Raw genomic sequence first — 21,052 nt, forward strand, 5'->3', positions numbered from 1 at the left:
CAGAGTTTACTCCACATTCTGCACTTGTTCGCGCATTTGATCGATCAACGCCTTCAACGCCAAGCCGACCTGCGTCAGATCGGTGTTTTGGGCCTTGGAACACAGAGTGTTTGCCTCGCGGTTGAATTCTTGCATCAAGAAATCCAGTTTTCGGCCCACAGAACCGCCTTCTGACAGCAGCGCACGGGCGGCTGTGACATGCGCTCCCAAACGGTCGATTTCTTCCCTGACATCAGCTTTGACGGCCAGCAAAGCCAATTCTTGTGCCAAACGGTCCGGATCAACGCCGTCCGCGGCATCCAGAACACGGGCCACGTTTCGTTTCAGAGTTGCGGCAACATCATCTTTACGCGCCTCTGCGATGGTGGCGGCTTGCGCTGTGAGCGCTTCGATTTCGGTCAATTGCGCGTGCAAAACGTCAGCCAAGGCGGCACCTTCGCAGAGGCGCATGGCATCGTAAGAGGCAACAAGCGCATCTGCTTGTGCCAGAAGGGCTTTGGCCAGTGCTTGTGTGTCTTGATCGGCGGCGCGCTGTTCAAGAATGCCGCGCATCGCCGCGATATCTGATGCCTTTGACGGTGCCAGCGACAGGCCCGCGTCCATGGCTTGGGTTTCGATGTCCGCCATGGCAACCAGAATGGCGCTCAGCTGGGCTTGGTTCACTGCCAAGGCCCCTGCCCCTTCGTCACGGTTCAATCGCAATGACAACGTGACGTTGCCGCGTTTGACTTGGGCGTTTAGTTTGGCCCTGAGCCCTGCTTCAAGCCCTTCGATCCAGTCCGGGACCCGCAAGCGCAGATCAAGACCCTTGCCGTTGACGCTGCGCAGTTCCCATGCCCAGCTAAAGGCATCTTGGGCACCCGTCTCAGAGGCGAAACCGGTCATGGATTTGAGCATTCTCGCCCCCTTGGTTGTTGCGTCTTTGCAATACGGCGATTGCAGGTGGCGGGGCAACCCCTGACCCCGGATTGTGGATCAATACGGGCTGCAAGATCCGGATCATGGCTTGAGCGATATTAACCATTTGTTAAGAAATGAGCGGATTTGACCGGTTCTGTTTGATATTAATAAAATTGTAACCTTTTTTTCCCGCGACGCGTGTTTTCGTGTAGCATATAGACACTGGATGACTGAAAATGGACCATGACCACGAACGGAATGTTTTATCTATGACCGATCACCGTACTGATATTGGATTTTCAGCACTCAACCAGGTGGAGTCCTACTGGGAAGCTCTGCGCGGCACGCGCATGATGCCCAAACGGTCCGAAATTGATCCTCGCGGCATCGAATCCGCGCTGGAATATACCTTCATTCTGGAACGCATCGCACCCGGCATGGCACGGTTGCGCATCGCCGGCAGTCATCTCAGCGATCTGATGGGAATGGAAGTGCGCGGCATGCCCCTGACGTCCTTTATCACCCCGACAGGGCGCCGCCAGATCAGTGATACACTTGAAGAGGTGTTCCAGCGCCCTGCTGCGTGTGAAGTGCGTATGTCTGCTGAATCCGGAAGCGGCAAACCGCATATGGACGCACGCATGCTGCTGCTTCCGCTTAAAAGCGATTTGGGGGATGTCAGCCGCGTTCTGGGCTGTTTTGTGGCACATGGCGAAGTCGGGCGCAGTCCGCGTCGCTTTGATGTCGTTGGCGCAAAAATTCGCCCCATTATGGCACCGGCCACATTGCCGCAAGCGACATTGGAAGAACCTTTGGAAGTCATTACAAAGATCCAAGGCAGCACAGACACATCTATGCCGATGGACCGCCCGAAGGACTTTAAAGAAGTGTCTTATCTGCGGTTGATTAAGACTGACGACTAAGACTTTGTTTCAGAATGTAAAAAAGGCGTCGCATTGCTGCGGCGCCTTTTTTCGTTTCAATGCTGGTGTCCGGCAGATCAGCCCGCTTTGGCCTGACGTTCGGTGCGCAAGGCAGATAGTTCCTCGGCGACGAGAAACGCCAATTCAAGCGATTGGCTGGCGTTCAGGCGGGGGTCACAAGCTGTGTGGTAGCGATCTGACAGGTCTTCTTCGCTGACGGCACGTACACCACCGGTGCACTCAGTTACGTCTTGCCCGGTCATCTCGAAATGCACGCCGCCCGGGACGGTGCCCTCTGATTGGTGCACGCCAAAGAATTCGCGCACTTCGCGCAGCACTGAATCGAAAGGCCGCGTTTTGTATCCGGTGGACGATTTGATCGTGTTGCCGTGCATCGCGTCACAGGTCCAAAGCACATTTGCGCCCTCTTCCTTCACCGCTTGAATAAGACGTGGCAAATGATCGCCAACCGCCCCCGCACCAAAGCGCGCGATCAGGGTCAAACGGCCCTCTTCGTTTTCAGGGTTCAGTTTTTGCATCAGCACTTTCAGGTCCTCGGCGGTCGTTGTTGGACCGCACTTCAAACCGATGGGATTTTGCACGCCAGAGGCGAACTCGACATGGGCGCCATCAGGCTGACGGGTGCGATCCCCGATCCAGATCATGTGGGCAGACCCCGCCAACCACTTGCCAGAAGTCGAATCAATTCTAGTCAAAGCTTCTTCATATTCCAGAAGCAGACTTTCGTGTGATGTGTAGAAGTCGACGGTAGAAAACTCGTGGGTTGTATTTGCCGTGATCCCTGCTGCAGCCATGAAATCAATTGTGTCCTGGATCCGGTTGGCGATCTCGCTGTATTTCGCCGCCTCACCCCCGTCTGCGAACCCCAAAGTCCAGGAATGGACGCGGTTCATATCGGCAAAACCACCCGTGGAAAATGCACGCAACAGGTTCAATGTCGCGGCCGATTGCGTGTAGGCGCGTAGCATGTTTTCCGGGTTTGGAATGCGGGCTTCGGATGTGAAATCCAGACCGTTGATGATGTCGCCGCGGTAGCTTGGCAATTCCACGCCATCGACAGTTTCCGTGGGCGCGGAACGCGGTTTGGCAAATTGGCCCGCCATACGACCCACTTTGATAACCGGCACTTTCGCGCCATATGTCAGCACCATCGCCATTTGCAGCATCACTTTAAACGTGTCGCGGATGCTGTCGGAATTGAACTGGTTGAAGGCTTCGGCGCAATCACCGCCCTGCAACAAGAACGCATCGCCACGGGACGCCGCAGCCAGTTGTTGCTTTAGACGCCGGGCTTCGCCTGCAAACACCAGCAATGGATAAGATGACAATTGGGCCTCGACCGCGTTCAAAGCGGCTGTGTCTGTATACTCCGGCATCTGAATCCGCGGTTTTTTGCGCCAATCCGATTTTGTCCAAGTGCTCATCGTTTTTCTCCGTTGTTGGGGCATACACTTACAGTCGCCCCTGATGAAGTATGAGCTATACAAAAGGTTTAGCGCAATCACCAGTATATTTGCATCTTGACGGGGCCAGCGTGGCGTGACCATGGTTTTTGACGGCTTTTGAGGCCGCCATGAAGTTTTCACAGACAGGCGTTTACTGAAACCAATCGCCTTTCTGTACGCCCATAAGGAAAAGCCGCGATGTCAAACCCGCGCAGACCCATCCGAGATGCCGCTGGTGGCGCAGGAACGAGACGCTTTGTTTTCGTTTTGATGGAAAATTTTTCGCTGCTTTGCTTTGCCACAGCCATTGAAAGTTTGCGCATCGCCAACCGTATGGCAGGCCGTGAGATATATGTATGGCACTTGATCGGAGAAGGCGGTGATGTCGTCAGTTGCTCTGCGGGTACGGCTTTCAAGCTGGATGCCGATCTCGAAGACATGACGCGTGATGACACGATCATGTTATGCGGTGGCATTGATGTGCAGGCTGCCACGACCAAACGCTTGATGAACTGGCTGCGCCGCGAAGCCCGCAAGGGCCTTACGGTCGGGGGCCTGTGCACCGCGTCTTATTCATTGGCCAAAGCCGGTTTGCTGGACGGCAAACGCGCCACCATCCACTGGGAAAATCAGGACAGCTTCGCGGAAGAATTTGAAGACGTCGAGCTGACAAAATCCGTGTTTGTGGTCGATGGTAACCGTCTGACCACCGCTGGTGGCACATCGTCTATCGATCTGATGCTGAAGCTGATTGCGGATGATCACGGTGAAGATCTGGCCAATGCTGTGGCGGATCAGCTGATCTATTCGTCCATTCGCACCGACCAAGACACCCAGCGCCTGTCGGTTCCGACGCGCATCGGTGTGCGCCATCCCAAGCTAAGTCAGGTCATCCAGATCATGGAGACCAATATCGAAGAACCGATCAGCCCTTCGATCCTGGCGAAAGATGTGCATATGTCTACCCGCCAGCTCGAACGCTTGTTCCGGCGCTATCTCAACCGCTCGCCCAAGCGTTACTATATGGAACTGCGGTTGCAAAAAGCGCGGAACTTGCTGATGCAAACCGACATGAGCGTCATCAACGTCGCGTTGGCCTGTGGGTTCGCCTCCCCGTCACATTTTTCAAAATGCTACCGTGCCCATTACGACACAACCCCTTACCGCGAAAGAGGCAGTCACGCGGCGCGATTGTCAATCTGATAAAATTCATTACGGTACACGTTTATGGGGAACGGAAATTACGTCGCTATCATCGGGCCGCCACGCAGCGGCACCACGTGGTTGTTTCGCTTTTTGCGCGAACATCCGGGCGTGTTTGTGCCATTCATCAAGGAAATAAACTGGTTCAACATTGCGACAGGCAAAGCCAATGAGAATCAGGTGGCCAACGTCCAGCGCCAATATGAATTGATCCGTGACCGCCGTGCGGCGCAGGGTTTGGATTTGGGTATTCAGGGGCAAGAACGCAAAGAACGTGCAGAGATGCGCACGGACGCCGATTTTCGGGCGTTCTTTGAAAAACGGGCTCACGGCGACACCCCCTATTTCGATATTTCCCCCGGATATGCTGGGTTGGATGTGGATGGCTTCAAACGTATGAACGATACGTTTTCAAATGCCAAAATCGTTTTGTTGCTGCGCAACAAGCCGGATCGCGCATGGTCTGTGGTGCATCACGTTAAAAAACGCCGCTTTCCCGAAGCTGATTTGCAGTTTGTGATCAACTACTTGAGTTCCGCGGCAGATGGACCGATGACAAAACTGCTGTCTGAAATTTATGCAACGGTTTTGCAGGCCTTTACGCCATCGCATGTGCATTGCATTTACACTGAAGAACTTTTTGATCCCCAGGCCCAACAAAAGGTGCTGGACGATCTGTGCCATTTCGTGGGTGCCCGTCCGCATCTGGTTGGAGATTTCGAATACTCGCAAAATCGCGGTTCCTATGACCAGATGTCATTCGGATTCCGCAAAGAGGCCACCCTGAAAGGGGCTGCGGATTATGCGTGGGCCGAGAAAATCATGGGATATTTGCCGCCGCTTTGGCAAAAAGACCGGGATCGTTACCTTAACGACTGATCCGGTAGATCGCCCCGTCGGCTGCACTTACAAAATAGATTGAGCCATCAGCCCCCTGTTGGATGTCGCGCACGCGGTTTGTGTCCTTGGATTTCAGGATCTCGACCTCGGACGCACGTCGCCCGGACAGGTCCAAACGTGAAATGTGGTCAAACTTCAGGCTGCCCACAAACATGTCGCCTTTCCATTCCGGAAACATGGTCCCTGTGTAGATCAGCAAGCCAGAGGGGGCGATGGAGGGATCCCAATAATGGGCGGGCTGTTGCATGCCGTCCTTTGTGGTGCCTTCGCCGATCTTCTTGCCGGAATAATGCACACCGTAGTTGATCACGGGCCAGCCGAAATTGGCACCTTTGCGTATGGCGTTGACCTCGTCGCCGCCCTTGGGGCCATGTTCTGATGTCCAAAGCTGGCCTTTTGCATCCAGTCCGGCCCCTTGCGGGTTGCGGTGGCCGAAAGACCAGATGTGTGGCTGTGTCGTGTCAGATCCGACAAAGGGGTTGTCGGCTGGCACTGTGCCATCGCGTGTGATGCGCACGATGGATCCGTTGTGATTGCTACGGTCTTGGGCAGAAGGTCGGTCCCCGCGGTCGCCGATGGTGACAAATAGCGTGCCATCGCGGGCTTCGACGACGCGGCTGCCGAAATGGCGGCTGGTTGTTCCGCCCGGGGCACTGACGAACAGGTCACGTAATCCTGTCAATTGCGCTCCATCGGCGCTTAGTTTTCCAACGGCGAGTGCCGTGCCTGACCCGCCGCGTTGCGGTTTGGAATAGGTCAGAAACACATCGCGGCTTTGGGCAAAGTCACGCGGTAGGGTGACATCAAGCAAACCGCCCTGCCCCTTTGCTTTCACTTTCGGCGTACCGCGCACCGTTTGGGGGACCCCGTCGCGCACAAACACCAGTTTGCCGCCGCGTTCCGTGACCAACATGCCTGCAGATGGTCCCGGCAAGATCGCCATGCCCCAGGGTTGATCGAAACCGTCAGCAACCCGCGCGACTTGCAGCTGTCCGGACGACGTGTCCAGCGCATGTGCTGCCGATGTGATTCCCATTGCTGCGAGGGTGGAAAGTAGAAGCAGACGCATATTGACCTCCTGTGACCTAAAACAGGACATAGGCATAGTTTTGATGCATTCCAGAGGACAATGGCCCGCATCATGGTAATTTATGGGACTTTTCTTTTAGGAAACACCACCGTAATCTGCCCGCCAGAACGCAAGTTCCAACTAGGGAGAGTAAGAATGAAAAAACTACTTATGGCGACTGCAGCCACAGCTTTGATGGCGGGCACAGCGTTTGCTGGCGGTCACGGCAAAGAAGTCAAAATCGGCGTTATCTTGGGCTTCACTGGTCCAATCGAATCCATGACACCTGCAATGGGTGCGGGCGCTGAATTGGCAATGCAAGAAGTCACAGACAGCGGCCTGCTTTTGGATGCGGCCAAAGTGATTCCTGTTCGTGCAGACAGCACATGTGTTGACGCTGGTGCCGCAACAGCTGCGGCGGAACGTCTTGTCACATCTGACAAAGTCGACGGAATCATGGGCGCGGATTGCTCTGGTGTGACCGGTGCGATCTTGTCCAACGTGGCCTTGGCAAACGGCGTTGTGATGATTTCACCATCCGCAACATCCCCCGGCCTGTCCACAGCTGAAGACAACGGTTTGTTCTTCCGCACAGCACCATCTGACGCGCGTCAAGGCGTTGTCATGACAGAAGTGCTGATGGAAGAAGGCATCAAATCTGTTGCTGTGACTTACACAAACAACGACTACGGCAAGGGTCTGGCCGACGCATTCCAAGCGGCGTTTGAAGCGGCTGGCGGCACAGTCACAATCAACGCATCCCACGAAGACGGCAAAGCGGATTACTCTGCTGAAGTTGGCGCATTGGCCTCTGCTGGCGGCGACCGTTTGGTTGTTGCAGGTTACGTGGACCAAGGCGGTTCGGGCATTGTACGTGCGGCTTTGGATTCGGGCGCGTTTGACACGTTCCACTTCCCAGACGGCATGATTTCCGACAAGCTCGAAGAAAACTTCGGCGACGAAATCGACGGCTCTACTGGCCAGCATCCCGGCACAGACAGCGACGGCGCGTCCAAGTATCTTGAACTGGTCGGCGACGCATTTGACGGAACAGGCGCGTTTTCTCCTGAATCCTACGACGCTGCTGCATTGATCATGTTGGCGATGCAAGCCGCAGACAGCAAAGACAGCGCAGACTACAAAAACAAAGTCATGGATGTTGCAAACGCCCCGGGCGAGCAAATCTTCCCTGGTGAGCTGGCCAAAGGTCTGCAGATCCTGCGTGATGGCGGCGAAATCGACTATGTTGGCGCAACAGCGGTTGAGCTGATCGGCCCCGGTGAATCTGCGGGTAACTACCGTCAGGTTGTCATCAAGGGCGGCAAAGTCGAGACAGCGAAGTATCGCTAAGACGTCTGATTGAAATTGAACGGCCCGGTGGAAACATCGGGCTGTTTCAGTAAGATACAACGCTTACCTAAAGTGAGCATGTCTGCATCCAACGCGGTGCAACGGGGGAATTGCCGATGATCGTCGTAGATGACGTTCACAAAGCCTTTGGCGGGTTTAAAGCCGTTGATGGTGCCAGCCTAACGATTGCCGAAAAATCAATTACCGGACTGATCGGACCAAATGGCGCAGGAAAAACGACTCTTTTCAATGTGATCGCTGGAGTTCTTAAACCAACATCCGGCACCGTGACCATGACTGGCGAGGACATTACAGGTCTGCCGCCCCATGAGCTGTTTCACAAAGGTCTTCTGCGCACTTTCCAGATTGCACACGAATTTTCGTCCATGACCTGTCGCGAAAACCTGATGATGGTGCCCGGCGCACAGTCTGGCGAGACGCTTTGGAACACATGGTTTGGACGCAAGCGTATCGCTGACGAAGAACGTGCTTTGGCTGCCAAAGCGGATGAGGTTCTTGAGTTCCTAACTGTTGAGCATTTGTCCAATCATAAAGCCGGACAAGTTTCAGGCGGGCAGAAAAAGCTGTTGGAACTTGGCCGTACCATGATGGTCGATGCAAAGATCGTATTTTTGGACGAAGTCGGCGCCGGTGTGAACCGCACTTTGCTAAACACCATTGGCGACGCAATCCTGCGCCTGAACAAGGAACGCGGATACACGTTTGTTGTGATCGAACACGATATGGATTTCATCGGTCGCATCTGTGATCCGGTGATCTGTATGGCTGAGGGCAAAGTCTTGGCCGAAGGTACATTGGATGAAATCAAAGCCAACGAGCAGGTGATCGAGGCCTATCTAGGCACGGGTTTGAAAAACAAAGAACAGGTTGGGGCGTGATGTTTGATTTGATTGGGGCTCTGCCCCAAACCCCGAGGTATTTTTGCCAAGATGAAAGGCCGATGACATGAGTGTTCCGTTTTTGATCGGCGACACCATGACGGGCGGTTATGGGGCTGGTCCCGATATTTTGCATGACTGCACAATTGCTGTGAACCCCGGTGAGATTGCTGTGATTGTTGGTCCCAATGGTGCGGGTAAATCCACGGCGATGAAGGCTGTGTTCGGCATGCTGGATGTGCGTCAAGGCAAGGTTATGCTGGACGGTGAGGATATTACGTCTTTGTCGCCGCAAGACCGCGTTGTGAAGGGCATGGGGTTTGTGCCGCAAACCTCGAATATCTTTACCTCTATGACGGTTGAAGAAAATCTGGAAATGGGCGCTTTTATCCGCCGTGATGATATATCCGGAACGATGGCGCAGATTTATGATCTGTTCCCGATTCTGAAGCAAAAACGCAATCAGGCCGCCGGTGAGCTGTCTGGTGGGCAACGTCAACAAGTGGCCGTAGGGCGTGCTTTGATGACCCAGCCCAAGGTCTTGATGCTGGACGAACCAACGGCGGGTGTGTCGCCTATCGTCATGGATGAGCTGTTCGACCGCATCATTGAAGTGGCGCGCACCGGCATTCCGATTTTGATGGTGGAACAGAACGCGCGTCAGGCGCTGGAGATTGCCGACAAAGGCTATGTGCTGGTGCAGGGCCGAAACGCATTCACGGGGACGGGCAAGGAATTGCTGGCGGACCCCGAAGTGCGCAAATCGTTTTTGGGGGGCTGAGGTCTTGGATTTACTGAACGCCCTTGTGGCCTTTTCAAACTTCGTTCTGATCCCTGCCACTGCCTATGGCGCGCAGCTGGCGCTTGGGGCGCTTGGGGTGACGCTGATCTATGGTATCTTGCGCTTTTCCAATTTTGCACATGGTGACACCATGGCATTTGGTGCGATGATCACAATCCTGTTCACATGGCTGTTCCAAAGTTGGGGCATCTCGCTGGGACCGCTTCCCACAGCCTTGCTTGCCCTGCCCTTTGGCATCCTTGGCTGTATGGCTTTGGTTTTGTTCACCGACCGTGTTGTGTACAAATTCTACCGTGCGCAAAAAGCAAAACCCGTGATCCTGGTCATTGTTTCGCTTGGGGTCATGTTCATCATGAACGGTTTGGTGCGCTTTATCATCGGGCCGGATGATCGCCGCTTTGCGGATGGGGAACGCTTCATCATTTCTGTGCGCGATTTCAAAGCGCTCACAGGTCTGAAAGAAGGTCTTGCGATCAAGACGACCCAAGGTATCACTGTGATCACAGCCGTGATCGTTGTGGCGCTTTTGTTCTATTTCCTGAACCGCACGCGCACGGGAAAATCCATGCGGGCCTATTCCGACAATGAAGATCTGGCCTTGTTGTCGGGTATCAACCCAGAGCGTGTGGTCATGGTCACATGGCTGATTGTAGCGACATTGGCGACGATTGCGGGGACGCTATATGGTTTGGACAAGTCCTTTAAGCCGTTCATTTTCTTGCAACTGTTGTTGCCGGTTTTTGCCTCGGCCATCGTTGGCGGCCTTGGCAGCCCTATCGGGGCCATCGCAGGCGGGTTTGTGATCGCCTTTTCGGAAGTCACAATCACATACGCGTGGAAAAAGGTCGCGACCTATGTGGTGCCGGAGGCTTGGGCGCCAGACACATTGGTCCAGCTTTTGTCCACCGATTATAAATTCGCGGTCAGCTTTGTGATCTTGTTGATCGTTTTGCTGTTCCGCCCAACAGGCTTGTTCGCGGGGAAATCGGTATGACTGATACAGTACGCAATACCATCTACTTTGCATTTGTTGCGGCGCTGATCATCGGCACGGGCTTTGTCCAAAGCTGGAACACAGCGTTGTTTGTCCTGAACTTTGGTCTGATTTCGGCAATTATGGCTTTGGGTGTGAACCTGCAATGGGGCTTTGCGGGCCTGTTCAATGTGGGCATCATGGGGTTCGTGGCTTTGGGCGGGTTGGCGACGGTTCTTGTGTCGATGCCTCCGGTTCCGCAGGCTTGGAATGATGGTGGCATGGGGATCATCGCGTCTTTGGCATTGGGGGCTGCGACCATCGTTGGTGCTGTCATTGCCTATGCCAAGATGAAGCCGGGGCGTGTGCGCGGGCTGGTGATTGCCGCGATCCTGATTGTCGGGTTCTTTGTTTACCGTGCGGTGTTCGATCCTGCGGTGGCTGCCATCGAAGCTGTGGATCCTGCCGCGACGGGTTATCTGGGCGGGCTTGGATTGCCTGTGGTTGTGGCATGGCCTGTTGGTGGGTTGCTTGCGGCTGGTGTGGCTTGGATGATCGGTAAAACGGCGCTTGGCCTGCGGTCTGACTATTTGGCGATTGCCACACTTGGGATTTCGGAAATCATCATCGCCGTCATGAAAAACGAAGACTGGATGGCACGGGGCGTAAAGAACGTGGTCGGCTTGCCGCGCCCTGCCCCTTACGAGATCGACTTGCAAAACAGCGCAAGCTTTGTTGAGCGTGCTTCGGGGTTGGGCCTTGATCCAGTCACGGCGTCAACGCTGTGGGTCAAAGTGATCTATGCCGGGCTTTTCACAACCGTTCTGGTGGTTCTGTTTGTGATGGCGCAGCGTGCGTTGCACAGCCCGTGGGGCCGCATGATGCGCGCCATTCGCGACAATGAATTTGCCGCCGAAGCGATGGGTAAGAACGTCACTGCGCGGCACTTGCAGGTCTTTGTTCTGGGGTCTGCCATTTGTGGTATCGCAGGGGCAATGATGACCACGTTGGATGGCCAGTTGACGCCGGGCACCTATCAGCCTTTGCGGTTCACTTTCCTGATATGGGTGATGGTGATCGTGGGGGGATCTGGCAACAATCTGGGTGCGGTTCTGGGTGGTTTTCTAATCTGGTGGCTTTGGGTGATGGTCGAACCTATGGGATTGACGGTCATGAATTTCATCACTGCGGGTATGCCAGACGGGTCTGCCTTGAAAGATCATCTGATCGACAGTGCAGCCCATATGCGGTTGCTGACGATGGGGCTGGTTTTGTTACTGGTGCTCAGGTTCAGTCCGCGAGGACTTATCCCCGAGAAGTGAGACAGGGACCGGAAACTTTCAAAGTTTCCGGTCTGTTTTCTTTGTAAGAAAACAGCGCTTTCAGCGCCCCTTGAACAACCCTCCCAAGATGCCACGCACCATGCGCCGCCCTGTGGTGCCTGTCAGTTCTTTGACCACCATTTGTGTCATCGCTTGCCCAAAGCTTTTGGTGCGGCGCGCAGGCTTGGATGTTGATCGGCTGACACGCGCCCCTTGATAGCGCCGGCCGGCATTAAATTCGCGCAACGCAGGGCGGGTTTCCTGCTCTGCTTCTTCTTCGGCCTTTTCGGCTTCAGCAGCGGCTTTGGCGGCACGTTTGGCTAGGATTTCAAACGCAGAGGTCCGGTCCAATGTGGTGTCGTATTTGCCGGACATCTCGGACGCAGCCATGACGTTTTCGCGTTCGGTTTTGGTGATTGGCCCCAATTGCGAAGATGGCGGACGGATCAACGTGCGCTCGACGATGCCGGGCACCCCTTTCTTTTGCAACATCGAAGTGACGGCTTCGCCGACACCGACTTCACGGATGGCTTCTTCGGTATCGAAACGCGGGTTTTCGCGGTAGGTTTCGGCAGCCAAACGCAATTCTTTGCGATCTTTGGCCGTGAAGGCGCGCAAGGCGTGTTGGATGCGATTGCCCAATTGCCCCAGAATGTCTTCGGGCACGTCAGCCGGGTTCTGGGTGATGAAATATACTCCAACGCCTTTAGAGCGTATCAAACGCGCCACTTGTTCAACTTTATCGACCAAGGCTTTGGGCGCGTCATCGAACAGCAGGTGGGCTTCGTCGAAGAAAAACACCAGCTTGGGTTTTTCTGGATCACCAACTTCGGGCAGTTCTTCGAACAACTCTGAAAGCAGCCACAACAAGAATGTGGCGTATAGGCCCGGCGCCGACATCAGTTTGTCAGAGGCCAGAATGTTGATCATGCCACGTCCCGCGGCGTCGGTGCGCATCAGGTCGGACAGCTCTAGCGCAGGCTCACCGAACAACTTGGTGCCCCCTTGATTTTCCAGCACCAGCAAGCGGCGCTGAATGGCCCCGATAGAGGCCGCAGATACATTGCCATATCGCAGTGACAGGTCTTTGGCGTTTTGACCGATCCAAACCAAAAGCGATTGCAGGTCTTTCAAATCCAACAACGGCAAGCCTTCTTCATCGGCCAGGCGAAACGCGATGTTGAGGATGCCTTCTTGCGCCTCGGTCAATTCCAACAAGCGCGACAGCAACAAGGGGCCCATTTCGGAGACAGTGGTGCGCACCGGATGCCCCTGATCGCCAAAAAGGTCCCAAAAGGTGACGGGGAACGCATCATAGGTGAAATCGTCGAAACCAATGACGCCAGCACGTTCCATAAACGGGCCATGCAGCTTGTGATCGGGTGTGCCGGATTTGGCCAAACCGGATAAATCGCCTTTGATGTCGGACAAAAAGACAGGAACACCCGCGGCAGAAAACCCTTCAGCCAAGATCTGCAAAGTTACGGTTTTGCCCGTGCCAGTGGCGCCTGCAATCAATCCGTGACGATTCGCATAGCCCAACGACAGTCCTTGTTTGTCACCGTAGTCTTGGCCACCGCCGCCAATGAAAAGCTCTGTTGTCATTTTGTTAACCTTTTGATCACGCCTTTATTCGGCACGACCATACAAACTTAACCTTTGAGAGCCATAGTGATTTTGTCTCGCATCGCATGTCCTCGCAGTGCGGGACACTTCCTCCCTGTCAGACTGGCCGTGCCCTTTGTGGTGCGGCCCTTTTTTTACCAAAAGATTTGATTTTGTTCGGGCTGAAAAAGTGATCAGATAGCTGTTGACGCACAGTCGCCTGTTTCGTAACCTCTAAACAATAATAAGTCGGCCAGTCCGACGGGGAGAAGACATAGAAAAAGAGCACCGTTAGAGTGCTCTTTTTTTATTTCCAAAGCGGTTTTATGAAATTTCCCGCGCCAGTTTGTCGTAAGCGTGCGTTTGGCTTTTTTCGTGTCTTCAAAAAACGAAACTATCCACTACATTCATACTTAATCGCCCCTGACATGCCTGCAATCGCATGTTAGCGTGCGGACAAAAGCAAAGAGTGGTGGACCCAATATGCCAAAGTTATTTCACAGCGCCTTGATCGGTGCGACCCTGACAGCGACCCTGCCTTTCGTGGCTTTGGCGCAAGACACAACGCCCAAGCAGGGCAATGCCGCGGAAATTGAATCGCAACTCAGCCTTGGTGAAGACGCCAACAAAGACCCGGATCTGGGCCAGCCTTACACAAAAGAAGAAGTTGGCGCCTGGGAAATCCGGTGCATCAAGACCGAACAAGAAGTCGACCCTTGCCAAATGTATCAGTTGATGGACGACGGCGAAGGCGTGCCTGTTGCCGAATTTTCGCTGTTCCGCTTGCCAGAAGGCAGCAAAGCCGTGGCTGGTGCTACAGTGGTTGTGCCTTTGGAAACCGCCCTGCCCCCGCAGCTTACGATCACCGTCGATGGCGGATCGGCACGTCGTTATCCTTATGCGTTTTGTAACGCTGTCGGCTGCTATGCCCGCATCGGTTTGACCGAGGCAGATGTGAATGTGTTCAAACGCGGTGCCGACGCTGTTTTGACGATTATTCCAGCATTGGCCCCAGACCAGAAAGTGGAATTGGCACTTTCCCTGAAAGGCTTTACAGCCAGCTTCGAAAAAGCATCTGTGATCGATCCGTAACAACGGCGCTGAGATATCAATCTGAAAGGTCGCGCCTGTGTCGCGACCTTTTTTGTTTTAGATTTTGCGCAAGGCAATCACTGCATTCATGCCCCCAAAGGCAAAGGCATTGGACAACACCACATCCACTTTCGCATCCCGCGCTTCATTGGGAACAACATCCAATGCGCATTCAGGGTCGGGTTCCTCATAGCCAATGGTGGGCGCAATCACCCCATCGCGCAGGGCCATAATGCAGGCCAGTAATTCAACCGCGCCTGTGCCGCCAATCAAGTGACCATGCATGGATTTGGTGGATGACATCATAAGCTTATCGGCGTGTGGTCCGAACACATCGGCTACAGCGGCACATTCGGTCTTGTCGTTCGCGGCCGTGCCCGTGCCATGCGCGTTGATATAGCCCACGTCTTCGCGGTTAAGTCCTGCGTCCTGCAACGCGCCTTGCATCGCCCGTGCCGCGCCGTTTTTGGACGGCATCACAATGTCGGCGGCGTCCGAGGACATGGCAAACCCTGCCACCTCACATAAAATATCCGCGCCGCGTGCCCGCGCGTGTTCATATTCCTCGAACACAAAGACGCCTGCACCTTCGCCTTGGACCATGCCGTTGCGGTTGGCTGAAAACGGGCGGCACGCGTCCTTTGACATGACGCGCAACCCTTCCCAGGCTTTGACGCCGCCAAAGCACAACATGGATTCCGATCCCCCCGTCACCATCACAGGTGCCATGCCAGAGCGCACCATTTGAAAGGCTTGGGCCATGGCATGGTTCGAGGATGCGCAAGCCGTGGATACGGTGAACGAGGGCCCCTTCAAGTTATGTTCCATCGACACATGGCTGGCCGCGGCATTGTTCATCAATTTGGGTACAACAAACGGGTGCACCCGATTTTTGCCGTCTTCATAAACAGACCGGTAATTGTCGTCCCATGTGCTGACGCCACCGCCTGCTGTGCCCAACACAACACCCGATTTTGCTGCATCTTCCCCGCTTAGGGAAAGGCCGGATTGCGACAATGCCTCATGGGCGGCGGCAAGTGTAAATTGGGTAAAGCGATCATAAAGGCTGATTTGCTGTCGGTTGTAGCGGCCTTCAGCCTCAAAGCCACGCACCTGCCCACCAATTTGGATCGACAAACGGTCCACATCGCGCAACTCCAGCGGACCAATGCCGCATTTGGCATCCCGCATTGCAGCCATTGTGTCATCGACACAATGCCCCAAGGCGTTGATGGTTCCGGCCCCTGTGATCACGACCCGTTTCATGGGTCAGCCTGCTTTTTCCGCAATCAGGCTTTGAATGCCTTGAATGATCTTATCCACGGACGAAATGTCGAAATCCCCGCTTTCGGGGGCATTTGCGTTGAAAGGGATTGTGATGTCGAACTCTTCTTCGATGGCGAAAATACATTCTACCAGCCCCAAGCTGTCTATACCGATATCCGCCAAAGTGCTGTCGCGTGTGACATCGCCGGGTTCAAGCAAGGCTTGTTCCGAAATGATTTCGATAACTTTGGTTTCGACCGTCATGGTAAAACACCCCATTGATACAAGGCTGATTTAGTCATTGGAGGGCGTCTTGAAAACAGCTTTCTTCAGGTCTGCGACATCGCGCAACAGGCGCGGGAGACGGCGAATGGACTTGTAGGTCTCGACTTGTTTGTCCATTTGGGTTGCAGGATAGCCCAACATCACGCGGCCCGCAGGCACGTTGGACAGCACTTTGGTGGCGCCGCCCGTGATCACGCGGTCACCGATGAAAATGTTGTCGGAAATCCCGGTCATACCGCCAAGCACCACATTGTTGCCCACACGCGCAGATCCCGCGATGGCGACATGGCCACAAATCAGGCAATCGCGTCCCATAACGACGTTGTGGCCCACTTGGGCCATGTTGTCGAATTTGCATCCATCCCCAATAACCGTGTCGCGGATCGTGCCGTTGTCGATTGTGGCGTTGGCGCCTATTTCAACGTCATGGCCGATCTGTACGGCCCCCAAGGAATGGATACGCGCATAGGGCTGGCCATCTGTGTCGTCTTGGCTTCCCAGGCTTTCGCGCACAGCTTCGATGCCGGATTTTTCCGCTGTGACAAAGCTAAAGCCGTCGCCACCGATACGTGCGCCCGGTTGGGCAATAAACCTGTCACCAATCTGTGCGCGGGCGCCGATAGTGACCTGTTCGCGCAAAAAGGTGTTGGCCCCAAGGGTGACATCCGCGCCGACAAAGCATTGTGCGCTGATCACGCTGCCTGCGCCGATGGTGGCACGGGCGCCGATCACAGTGAACGGTCCGATGGAAACATCAGCGGCAATCTGTGCCGTTGGGTCAATAACGGATGTTGGGTGGATGCCGGCATCCGTGCCTTGGCCAGGATCCATCATGCGTGTCAAAGCAGACATTGCGTAGCGCGGACGCGATGGGATAATGGCCGCTTTCAAGCCAAGAGCCTGCCAATCGGCCCCTTCCCAAAGCAGTGCGACCCGGGCGCGCCCGTTTGACAAGTCTTCTGCATATTTGGGGTTGGTGGCCAGCGCCAGGTCGCCGTCTTTTGCATGACCGGGTTCACTGACACGTTCGATTAAAAGGTCAACGGCGCCAAAGGCTTGTGCCCCCAGCGCCGCTGCAATGTCTTTTACACTATGGCTCATGTCCGCATCCTTGTGGGCAAAAGGTGTGATGCACCTTTGCGCTTGGGTTGCGGCCAGAATTACCCTTGAACGGCGCGTAATGCCACCCCTGCTTTGGCCAGCGCACTCCAGATGCGCCCATCACGGCCGTAGATATCACGGCGGTACTGTGTGTGACCTTTGGCCGTTGTAAATGCAGTGCGGTAAATGATGTGCACCGGCACTGGGTCTTTCAGGTTCACACGGGCTTCTTTTCCAGTTTTCAGTTTGGACTGGAAAAAGCCTTTCGGGTCATTTGTTTGCTTGGCCAGCAAGGCGTAAGCAAAATCAAACGGATCCGCCAACCGCACGCACCCGTGGCTGTAGGCGCGGACTTCACGTCCAAACAGGTTCTTGGCCGGTGTGTCATGCAGATAGATGTTGTAGCGGTTCGGGAACATAAACTTCACCAGACCCAAAGCGTTGCCCTTGGAGGGGGGTTGACGCATCGAGAACGGAAAGGTCTTTTCTGTGTACTTCGAGAAGTTTACAGCGCTGCGGTTGACCTTGCGGCCTTTGCTGTCTGTGATCTCGATGTGGCGTACCGCATTGCTGTTGCGCTTCAACGCGGGCAAGTATTCTTTTGTGACGATAGAACGCGGCACATACCAGCTTGGGTTGATGACCATAAATTCCATAACATCGGAAAATTCCGGTGTCGGACGGTCCGATTTATTGGCGCCCACGACCGAACGCGTTTCAAACGTCACTTTGTTGTTGTCGATGACCTTTGCAGTAAAGTCGGGAATGTTCACCAGAATGTGGCGACGGCCACGTTCTTGGTTGACCCAGCGTTCGCGTTCCATTGCCACAATAATCGACTGCAAACGCTGTTGAACCGTTTTATTGATTTCCGAAACGGTACCAGGACCTGCAACACCGTCAGCTGACAATCCATGCGCCAACTGAAACTGTTGGACTGCGGACTTCATAGTGTCATCGTAGGTTTGGCTGGCACTGCGACGCATATAGCCTTGGGCAATCAAGCGGTTGCGCATGGCAACAACGGCGTTGCCCGACTGGCCGGGTTTCAGCGACTTTGATGGTATTTTTGCACCCCATCCGCCTTTGGCCAACAGCCGTTCCATACGCAGCTTTTCTTTCATCAGCGCATTGTATTCCATGGTTTTTGGAGCCAACGCCTTGAAAAAACCGTTCGGAGAAGATTTCGAGAAATTCACCAGATAGGACGTGCGGTCGCGGTATGGCACCTGACGCACAATGGCACTGTCCACGCGGCTTGGGATCAGAACGCCGGTTTGCAAATCACGCGCGTATTGCAAGAAGACACGGCTGATTTCGACTTCCAATGCGCCGCGTTCGCGGGGGCCTTTGGCGGATTTCATTTTGGCTTGCAGGCCCTTTGCATCATAGCGTGCGGCTGGCAGGCCGTGCGCAGAGGCATTGGACAGTGCTTTCATCAAGGACACACGCCGCGAACGGTCGCGACCGGCGCGGCCTGTCCAGATGCTTTTGTAGCCGTTGGCCTGATAAAATGCAGCGATGTCTTTGTCGCGCGCAGCAGCTTCAGCGACGGCTTGTTTGAATGCCGTGACTTGTGCATGCGCTGTGTTTGGCTGTGCAAAAAAGGCTGTCACCAAAGTTAGCATTGCCAGCAAAGGTGTGAACCTTCGAACCATTGACGTCATAGTCGTCCCCCACTCGGATTTTTTAATCGTAAATTTGGCCTGCAATTTGTCTGCGTGCGCACAAAAAGTCTAATCACAATCGCCCAATTGCCTGAACAAACTGTCAACCGATGCAACTGGGTCGCGTTCATTCGCGTGGCAAGCGGACAAAAGACACATTGGTCAAAATTTGCGCAAAATTTCGCCTAAAAATGTTGATACTTTGACTGTGGCAGATTCAACACTTGGTTCACGATTCGTGATATGTCATAGAAGAGTTGCATCTGGGGATGAGATGAACGGACCCGTGTAACATCACGGGTACACAGGCTAATGGGACGGCTGACGATGACAAAGACAGGCACACCGGGTATTACCCGCCGCTCCGTATTGGGCGCTTTTGCAGCGACGATGGTGACGGCAGCCCCTACTTTTTCCAATGCAGCGGGATTTTTGCGCGGCTCTGGCGACATTCGCCGCATCCGGATGTATTCTGGCCGCACCGGCGAACGCATCGACATGATCTATTGGATCGAAGGCAACTACATCAAAGACGCTGTCAAAGAAGTGAATCACTTTATGCGGGATTGGCGCACTGATGGCGTCAAGTCGATGGACTTGCGCACAGTCGACATCATGGCGGCGGCCCACAATTTGATGGATGTGAACGAACCTTACATGTTGTTGTCCGGTTACCGCAGCCCGAAGACCAACGCCATGTTGCGGTCCAGATCGCGTGGCGTTGCAAAGAATTCTTTGCACATGAAAGGCCAAGCCGCGGATTTACGCTTGTCTACGCGCTCTGTCGGTCAAATGTCGCGTGCAGCGGCTGCATGCCGTGGTGGCGGTGTTGGGCGATATTCCGGATCCAACTTCGTGCACATGGACTGTGGTGTCGTGCGGACGTGGGGCAGCTAAACACAAGCTGTCTTTTTGGTGTAATGGGCGCAGGAAACTGCGCCTTTTTTGTTTTTCGCAATTGCAGGCGCTTGGCGTGCTGACTATACCCAATGCAAGTGGACCATTAGCTCAGCTGGATAGAGCGCTGCCCTCCGAAGGCAGAGGCCAGAGGTTCGAATCCTCTATGGTCCGCCACTTTTCTTAAATACCCGTGGTCTAGATTGGTGGTGCGGCGCGTTCGGTCATCAATTGCCGGGCAGTGACCCTTTCGCGGTGGATCATATACAGCCCTGCCCCGATGATGATGGCGATGCCTATCAGGCTTAGAACATTGGGAAAATCCTGAAACACCAGATATCCAAATAACGTCGCCACCGGCAATTCAAAATACTGCAACGGCGCCAGTGTTGCGGATGGGGCCAATGACAGCGCGTAGGTCACCATCATATGGCTCAGGGTCGCGAAAAAGCCGACACCCAACAACCAAACCCATGCGATACCGGTGGGCCAGACCGGATCAAACTGTTCAGATCCGCTGCCTTGGGCCACAATCAAGATCGGGATACAAAGCAGGCTCGCGATCAGCCCTGTATGAAATTGCAAAGTCACAGGGTGCATCCGGCGTGACAGGCCACGTGTCAGAAGAATGTAGAATGCAAAGGCAACGGCTGTGCCCAACGGAATGAACGCAACGGCCCCAAAAGCTGCAAAACTGGGCTGAATGACAAACAGTACCCCGACAAACCCGACCACAGCCGCACCGACACGGCGTGGACCGACGTCTTCGCCAAGGTAATATTTTCCCACTAGCAAAACAATAAACGGCGCCACAAAGACAATTGCCAACGCATCAGCAAGCGGCATAACGCGGATTGCCGTTATAAAACAAAATGTTGCAACAAGTAGTAGGATGGCGCGAAATAGCAGCGCCAGTCTGTGTCCCGGCGCCACGCGCAATGATAAACCCATAAACCAGATAAACGGTGCCATCAAAATGCACTGCACAACAAACCGTGCGGCCGTAATCTGCCCCACCGGCACGCTTGACGATGCAAGCTTAGCCGCCACGTCCAGAAGTGGCGCGGTCAAACAGAACCCAAGCATCAAGGCGACACCAGCAAGAATTCGGTCAGTGGGTTGGGACGTTTCGGGTGTGACTGTCATGGCCCCACATAAGGACATCAACCGATACGCGTCCATCCCCCCAATCTACATTCCTACCCCAAGGCTTTTTGATTTCGGCCAGACACGATAAATTCAGCTGATGTGGCGTTTCCCCATCGAAGTTGGCTTTTGCATTCGACGTATGGCACGCCGTTACCTTGGCACAGATGGGACACGGTTGATTTT

At 54.4% G+C, this 21,052-nt stretch carries 19 protein-coding genes and 1 tRNA gene; 11 read left to right on the plus strand and 9 right to left on the minus strand.

What is annotated here, in order from left to right; genetic code table 11:
• Positions 1–6: 6 nt before the first annotated feature.
• On the minus strand, positions 7–897 hold the full coding sequence (locus ABJL60_RS05235) for a YicC/YloC family endoribonuclease (RefSeq protein ID WP_348375168.1): 891 nt from the start codon (positions 895–897) through the stop codon (positions 7–9).
• A 272-nt stretch (positions 898–1,169) separates the two neighbouring features.
• Between ABJL60_RS05235 and ABJL60_RS05240 the strand changes: the two genes are divergently transcribed.
• Complete coding sequence (locus tag ABJL60_RS05240; protein WP_348291870.1) at positions 1,170–1,823, plus strand: PAS domain-containing protein; 654 nt, start codon at positions 1,170–1,172, stop codon at positions 1,821–1,823.
• 77 nt (positions 1,824–1,900) lie between these two features.
• On the opposite strand, the gene ABJL60_RS05245 is transcribed toward ABJL60_RS05240, so the two are convergent.
• Positions 1,901–3,268: a 3-deoxy-7-phosphoheptulonate synthase class II gene (locus tag ABJL60_RS05245; protein WP_348375170.1), complete on the minus strand. Its 1,368-nt coding sequence runs from the start codon at positions 3,266–3,268 to the stop codon at positions 1,901–1,903.
• A 219-nt stretch (positions 3,269–3,487) separates the two neighbouring features.
• Here ABJL60_RS05245 and ABJL60_RS05250 point away from each other — a divergent pair, with 219 nt between their 5' ends.
• Both ABJL60_RS05250 and ABJL60_RS05255 read left to right on the plus strand, forming a co-directional pair.
• Positions 3,488–4,492, plus strand: a complete 1,005-nt coding sequence (locus ABJL60_RS05250) for a GlxA family transcriptional regulator (RefSeq protein ID WP_348291868.1) — start codon at positions 3,488–3,490, stop codon at positions 4,490–4,492.
• A 24-nt stretch (positions 4,493–4,516) separates the two neighbouring features.
• A complete protein-coding gene (locus tag ABJL60_RS05255) occupies positions 4,517–5,371 on the plus strand; it encodes a sulfotransferase (protein WP_348375172.1) in 855 nt (284 codons plus the stop codon).
• On the opposite strand, the gene ABJL60_RS05260 is transcribed toward ABJL60_RS05255, so the two are convergent.
• Positions 5,361–6,461, minus strand: a complete 1,101-nt coding sequence (locus tag ABJL60_RS05260; protein WP_348375174.1) for a PQQ-dependent sugar dehydrogenase — start codon at positions 6,459–6,461, stop codon at positions 5,361–5,363. The genes ABJL60_RS05255 and ABJL60_RS05260 overlap by 11 nt on opposite strands.
• Positions 6,462–6,617: 156 nt before the next feature.
• Between ABJL60_RS05260 and ABJL60_RS05265 the strand changes: the two genes are divergently transcribed.
• From ABJL60_RS05265 to ABJL60_RS05285, 5 genes are all read left to right on the plus strand, one after another.
• Positions 6,618–7,811 carry an ABC transporter substrate-binding protein gene (locus tag ABJL60_RS05265; RefSeq protein WP_108828484.1) on the plus strand — a complete coding sequence of 398 codons (1,194 nt, stop codon included), beginning with the start codon at positions 6,618–6,620 and terminating at the stop codon, positions 7,809–7,811.
• A 116-nt stretch (positions 7,812–7,927) separates the two neighbouring features.
• On the plus strand, positions 7,928–8,710 hold the full coding sequence (locus ABJL60_RS05270) for an ABC transporter ATP-binding protein (protein ID WP_348291861.1): 783 nt from the start codon (positions 7,928–7,930) through the stop codon (positions 8,708–8,710).
• Positions 8,711–8,777: 67 nt separating this feature from the next.
• On the plus strand, positions 8,778–9,491 hold the full coding sequence (locus ABJL60_RS05275) for an ABC transporter ATP-binding protein (RefSeq protein WP_348375176.1): 714 nt from the start codon (positions 8,778–8,780) through the stop codon (positions 9,489–9,491).
• Positions 9,492–9,495: 4 nt separating this feature from the next.
• The gene (locus tag ABJL60_RS05280; RefSeq protein WP_348291859.1) at positions 9,496–10,506 is read left to right on the plus strand and encodes a branched-chain amino acid ABC transporter permease; all 1,011 of its coding nucleotides are present in this window, start codon (positions 9,496–9,498) and stop codon (positions 10,504–10,506) included.
• Complete coding sequence (locus ABJL60_RS05285; protein WP_108828480.1) at positions 10,503–11,807, plus strand: branched-chain amino acid ABC transporter permease; 1,305 nt, start codon at positions 10,503–10,505, stop codon at positions 11,805–11,807. Before ABJL60_RS05280 ends, ABJL60_RS05285 begins: the two co-directional genes overlap by 4 nt.
• A 60-nt stretch (positions 11,808–11,867) precedes the next feature.
• Here ABJL60_RS05285 and ABJL60_RS05290 read toward each other — a convergent pair whose 3' ends face one another.
• Complete coding sequence (locus ABJL60_RS05290) at positions 11,868–13,412, minus strand: helicase HerA-like domain-containing protein (RefSeq protein WP_348375178.1); 1,545 nt, start codon at positions 13,410–13,412, stop codon at positions 11,868–11,870.
• A gap of 483 nt (positions 13,413–13,895) precedes the next feature.
• On the opposite strand from ABJL60_RS05290, the gene ABJL60_RS05295 reads away from it, so the two are divergent.
• Positions 13,896–14,504, plus strand: a complete 609-nt coding sequence (locus ABJL60_RS05295; protein ID WP_348291853.1) for an invasion associated locus B family protein — start codon at positions 13,896–13,898, stop codon at positions 14,502–14,504.
• Positions 14,505–14,561: 57 nt separating this feature from the next.
• Here the strand turns inward: ABJL60_RS05295 and ABJL60_RS05300 are convergent, their stop codons facing one another.
• Genes ABJL60_RS05300 through ABJL60_RS05315 form a run of 4 tightly spaced genes read right to left on the minus strand, consistent with a single transcriptional unit; the run spans position 14,562 to position 18,784 of the window.
• Positions 14,562–15,770: a beta-ketoacyl-[acyl-carrier-protein] synthase family protein gene (locus ABJL60_RS05300; protein WP_348375180.1), complete on the minus strand. Its 1,209-nt coding sequence runs from the start codon at positions 15,768–15,770 to the stop codon at positions 14,562–14,564.
• 3 nt (positions 15,771–15,773) lie between these two features.
• The gene (locus ABJL60_RS05305) at positions 15,774–16,034 is read right to left on the minus strand and encodes a phosphopantetheine-binding protein (protein ID WP_348291849.1); all 261 of its coding nucleotides are present in this window, start codon (positions 16,032–16,034) and stop codon (positions 15,774–15,776) included.
• A 30-nt stretch (positions 16,035–16,064) separates the two neighbouring features.
• Positions 16,065–17,156 (minus strand): UDP-3-O-(3-hydroxymyristoyl)glucosamine N-acyltransferase, encoded by a 1,092-nt coding sequence (gene lpxD / locus ABJL60_RS05310; RefSeq protein ID WP_348291847.1) that lies wholly within the window; start codon positions 17,154–17,156, stop codon positions 16,065–16,067.
• A gap of 59 nt (positions 17,157–17,215) precedes the next feature.
• Positions 17,216–18,784, minus strand: a complete 1,569-nt coding sequence (locus tag ABJL60_RS05315; protein WP_348291901.1) for a L,D-transpeptidase family protein — start codon at positions 18,782–18,784, stop codon at positions 17,216–17,218.
• A gap of 366 nt (positions 18,785–19,150) precedes the next feature.
• Here ABJL60_RS05315 and ABJL60_RS05320 point away from each other — a divergent pair, with 366 nt between their 5' ends.
• Together ABJL60_RS05320 and ABJL60_RS05325 are read left to right on the plus strand one after the other, a co-directional pair.
• Entirely contained in the window at positions 19,151–19,720 is a 570-nt protein-coding gene (locus ABJL60_RS05320; RefSeq protein WP_348291845.1) for a DUF882 domain-containing protein, read from the plus strand.
• A 100-nt stretch (positions 19,721–19,820) separates the two neighbouring features.
• Positions 19,821–19,897 (plus strand) — tRNA-Arg (locus ABJL60_RS05325).
• Between the two features lie 21 nt (positions 19,898–19,918).
• Here ABJL60_RS05325 and ABJL60_RS05330 read toward each other — a convergent pair.
• Positions 19,919–20,866 (minus strand): DMT family transporter, encoded by a 948-nt coding sequence (locus tag ABJL60_RS05330; protein ID WP_348375182.1) that lies wholly within the window; start codon positions 20,864–20,866, stop codon positions 19,919–19,921.
• Between the last annotated feature and the right edge of the window lie 186 nt (positions 20,867–21,052).

Source organism: Ascidiaceihabitans sp. (genome assembly GCF_039986515.1).
Lineage (GTDB): Bacteria > Pseudomonadota > Alphaproteobacteria > Rhodobacterales > Rhodobacteraceae > Ascidiaceihabitans.

Excerpts from the sequence above, each read along its gene's own strand:
- ABJL60_RS05290 (WP_348375178.1), bottom strand. The coding sequence starts at position 13,412 with ATGACAACAGAGCTTTTCATTGGCGGCGGTGGCCAAGACTACGGTGAC.
- ABJL60_RS05255 (WP_348375172.1), top strand. The coding sequence starts at position 4,517 with ATGGGGAACGGAAATTACGTCGCTATCATCGGGCCGCCACGCAGCGGC.
- ABJL60_RS05300 (WP_348375180.1), bottom strand. The coding sequence starts at position 15,770 with ATGAAACGGGTCGTGATCACAGGGGCCGGAACCATCAACGCCTTGGGG.
- ABJL60_RS05315 (WP_348291901.1), bottom strand. The coding sequence starts at position 18,784 with ATGCTAACTTTGGTGACAGCCTTTTTTGCACAGCCAAACACAGCGCAT.
- ABJL60_RS05295 (WP_348291853.1), top strand. The coding sequence starts at position 13,896 with ATGCCAAAGTTATTTCACAGCGCCTTGATCGGTGCGACCCTGACAGCG.
- ABJL60_RS05250 (WP_348291868.1), top strand. The coding sequence starts at position 3,488 with ATGTCAAACCCGCGCAGACCCATCCGAGATGCCGCTGGTGGCGCAGGA.
- ABJL60_RS05260 (WP_348375174.1), bottom strand. The coding sequence starts at position 6,461 with ATGCGTCTGCTTCTACTTTCCACCCTCGCAGCAATGGGAATCACATCG.
- ABJL60_RS05330 (WP_348375182.1), bottom strand. The coding sequence starts at position 20,866 with ATGACAGTCACACCCGAAACGTCCCAACCCACTGACCGAATTCTTGCT.
- ABJL60_RS05305 (WP_348291849.1), bottom strand. The coding sequence starts at position 16,034 with ATGACGGTCGAAACCAAAGTTATCGAAATCATTTCGGAACAAGCCTTG.
- ABJL60_RS05240 (WP_348291870.1), top strand. The coding sequence starts at position 1,170 with ATGACCGATCACCGTACTGATATTGGATTTTCAGCACTCAACCAGGTG.
- ABJL60_RS05245 (WP_348375170.1), bottom strand. The coding sequence starts at position 3,268 with ATGAGCACTTGGACAAAATCGGATTGGCGCAAAAAACCGCGGATTCAG.
- ABJL60_RS05235 (WP_348375168.1), bottom strand. The coding sequence starts at position 897 with ATGCTCAAATCCATGACCGGTTTCGCCTCTGAGACGGGTGCCCAAGAT.
- ABJL60_RS05320 (WP_348291845.1), top strand. The coding sequence starts at position 19,151 with ATGACAAAGACAGGCACACCGGGTATTACCCGCCGCTCCGTATTGGGC.
- ABJL60_RS05285 (WP_108828480.1), top strand. The coding sequence starts at position 10,503 with ATGACTGATACAGTACGCAATACCATCTACTTTGCATTTGTTGCGGCG.
- lpxD (WP_348291847.1), bottom strand. The coding sequence starts at position 17,156 with ATGAGCCATAGTGTAAAAGACATTGCAGCGGCGCTGGGGGCACAAGCC.
- ABJL60_RS05270 (WP_348291861.1), top strand. The coding sequence starts at position 7,928 with ATGATCGTCGTAGATGACGTTCACAAAGCCTTTGGCGGGTTTAAAGCC.
- ABJL60_RS05275 (WP_348375176.1), top strand. The coding sequence starts at position 8,778 with ATGAGTGTTCCGTTTTTGATCGGCGACACCATGACGGGCGGTTATGGG.
- ABJL60_RS05265 (WP_108828484.1), top strand. The coding sequence starts at position 6,618 with ATGAAAAAACTACTTATGGCGACTGCAGCCACAGCTTTGATGGCGGGC.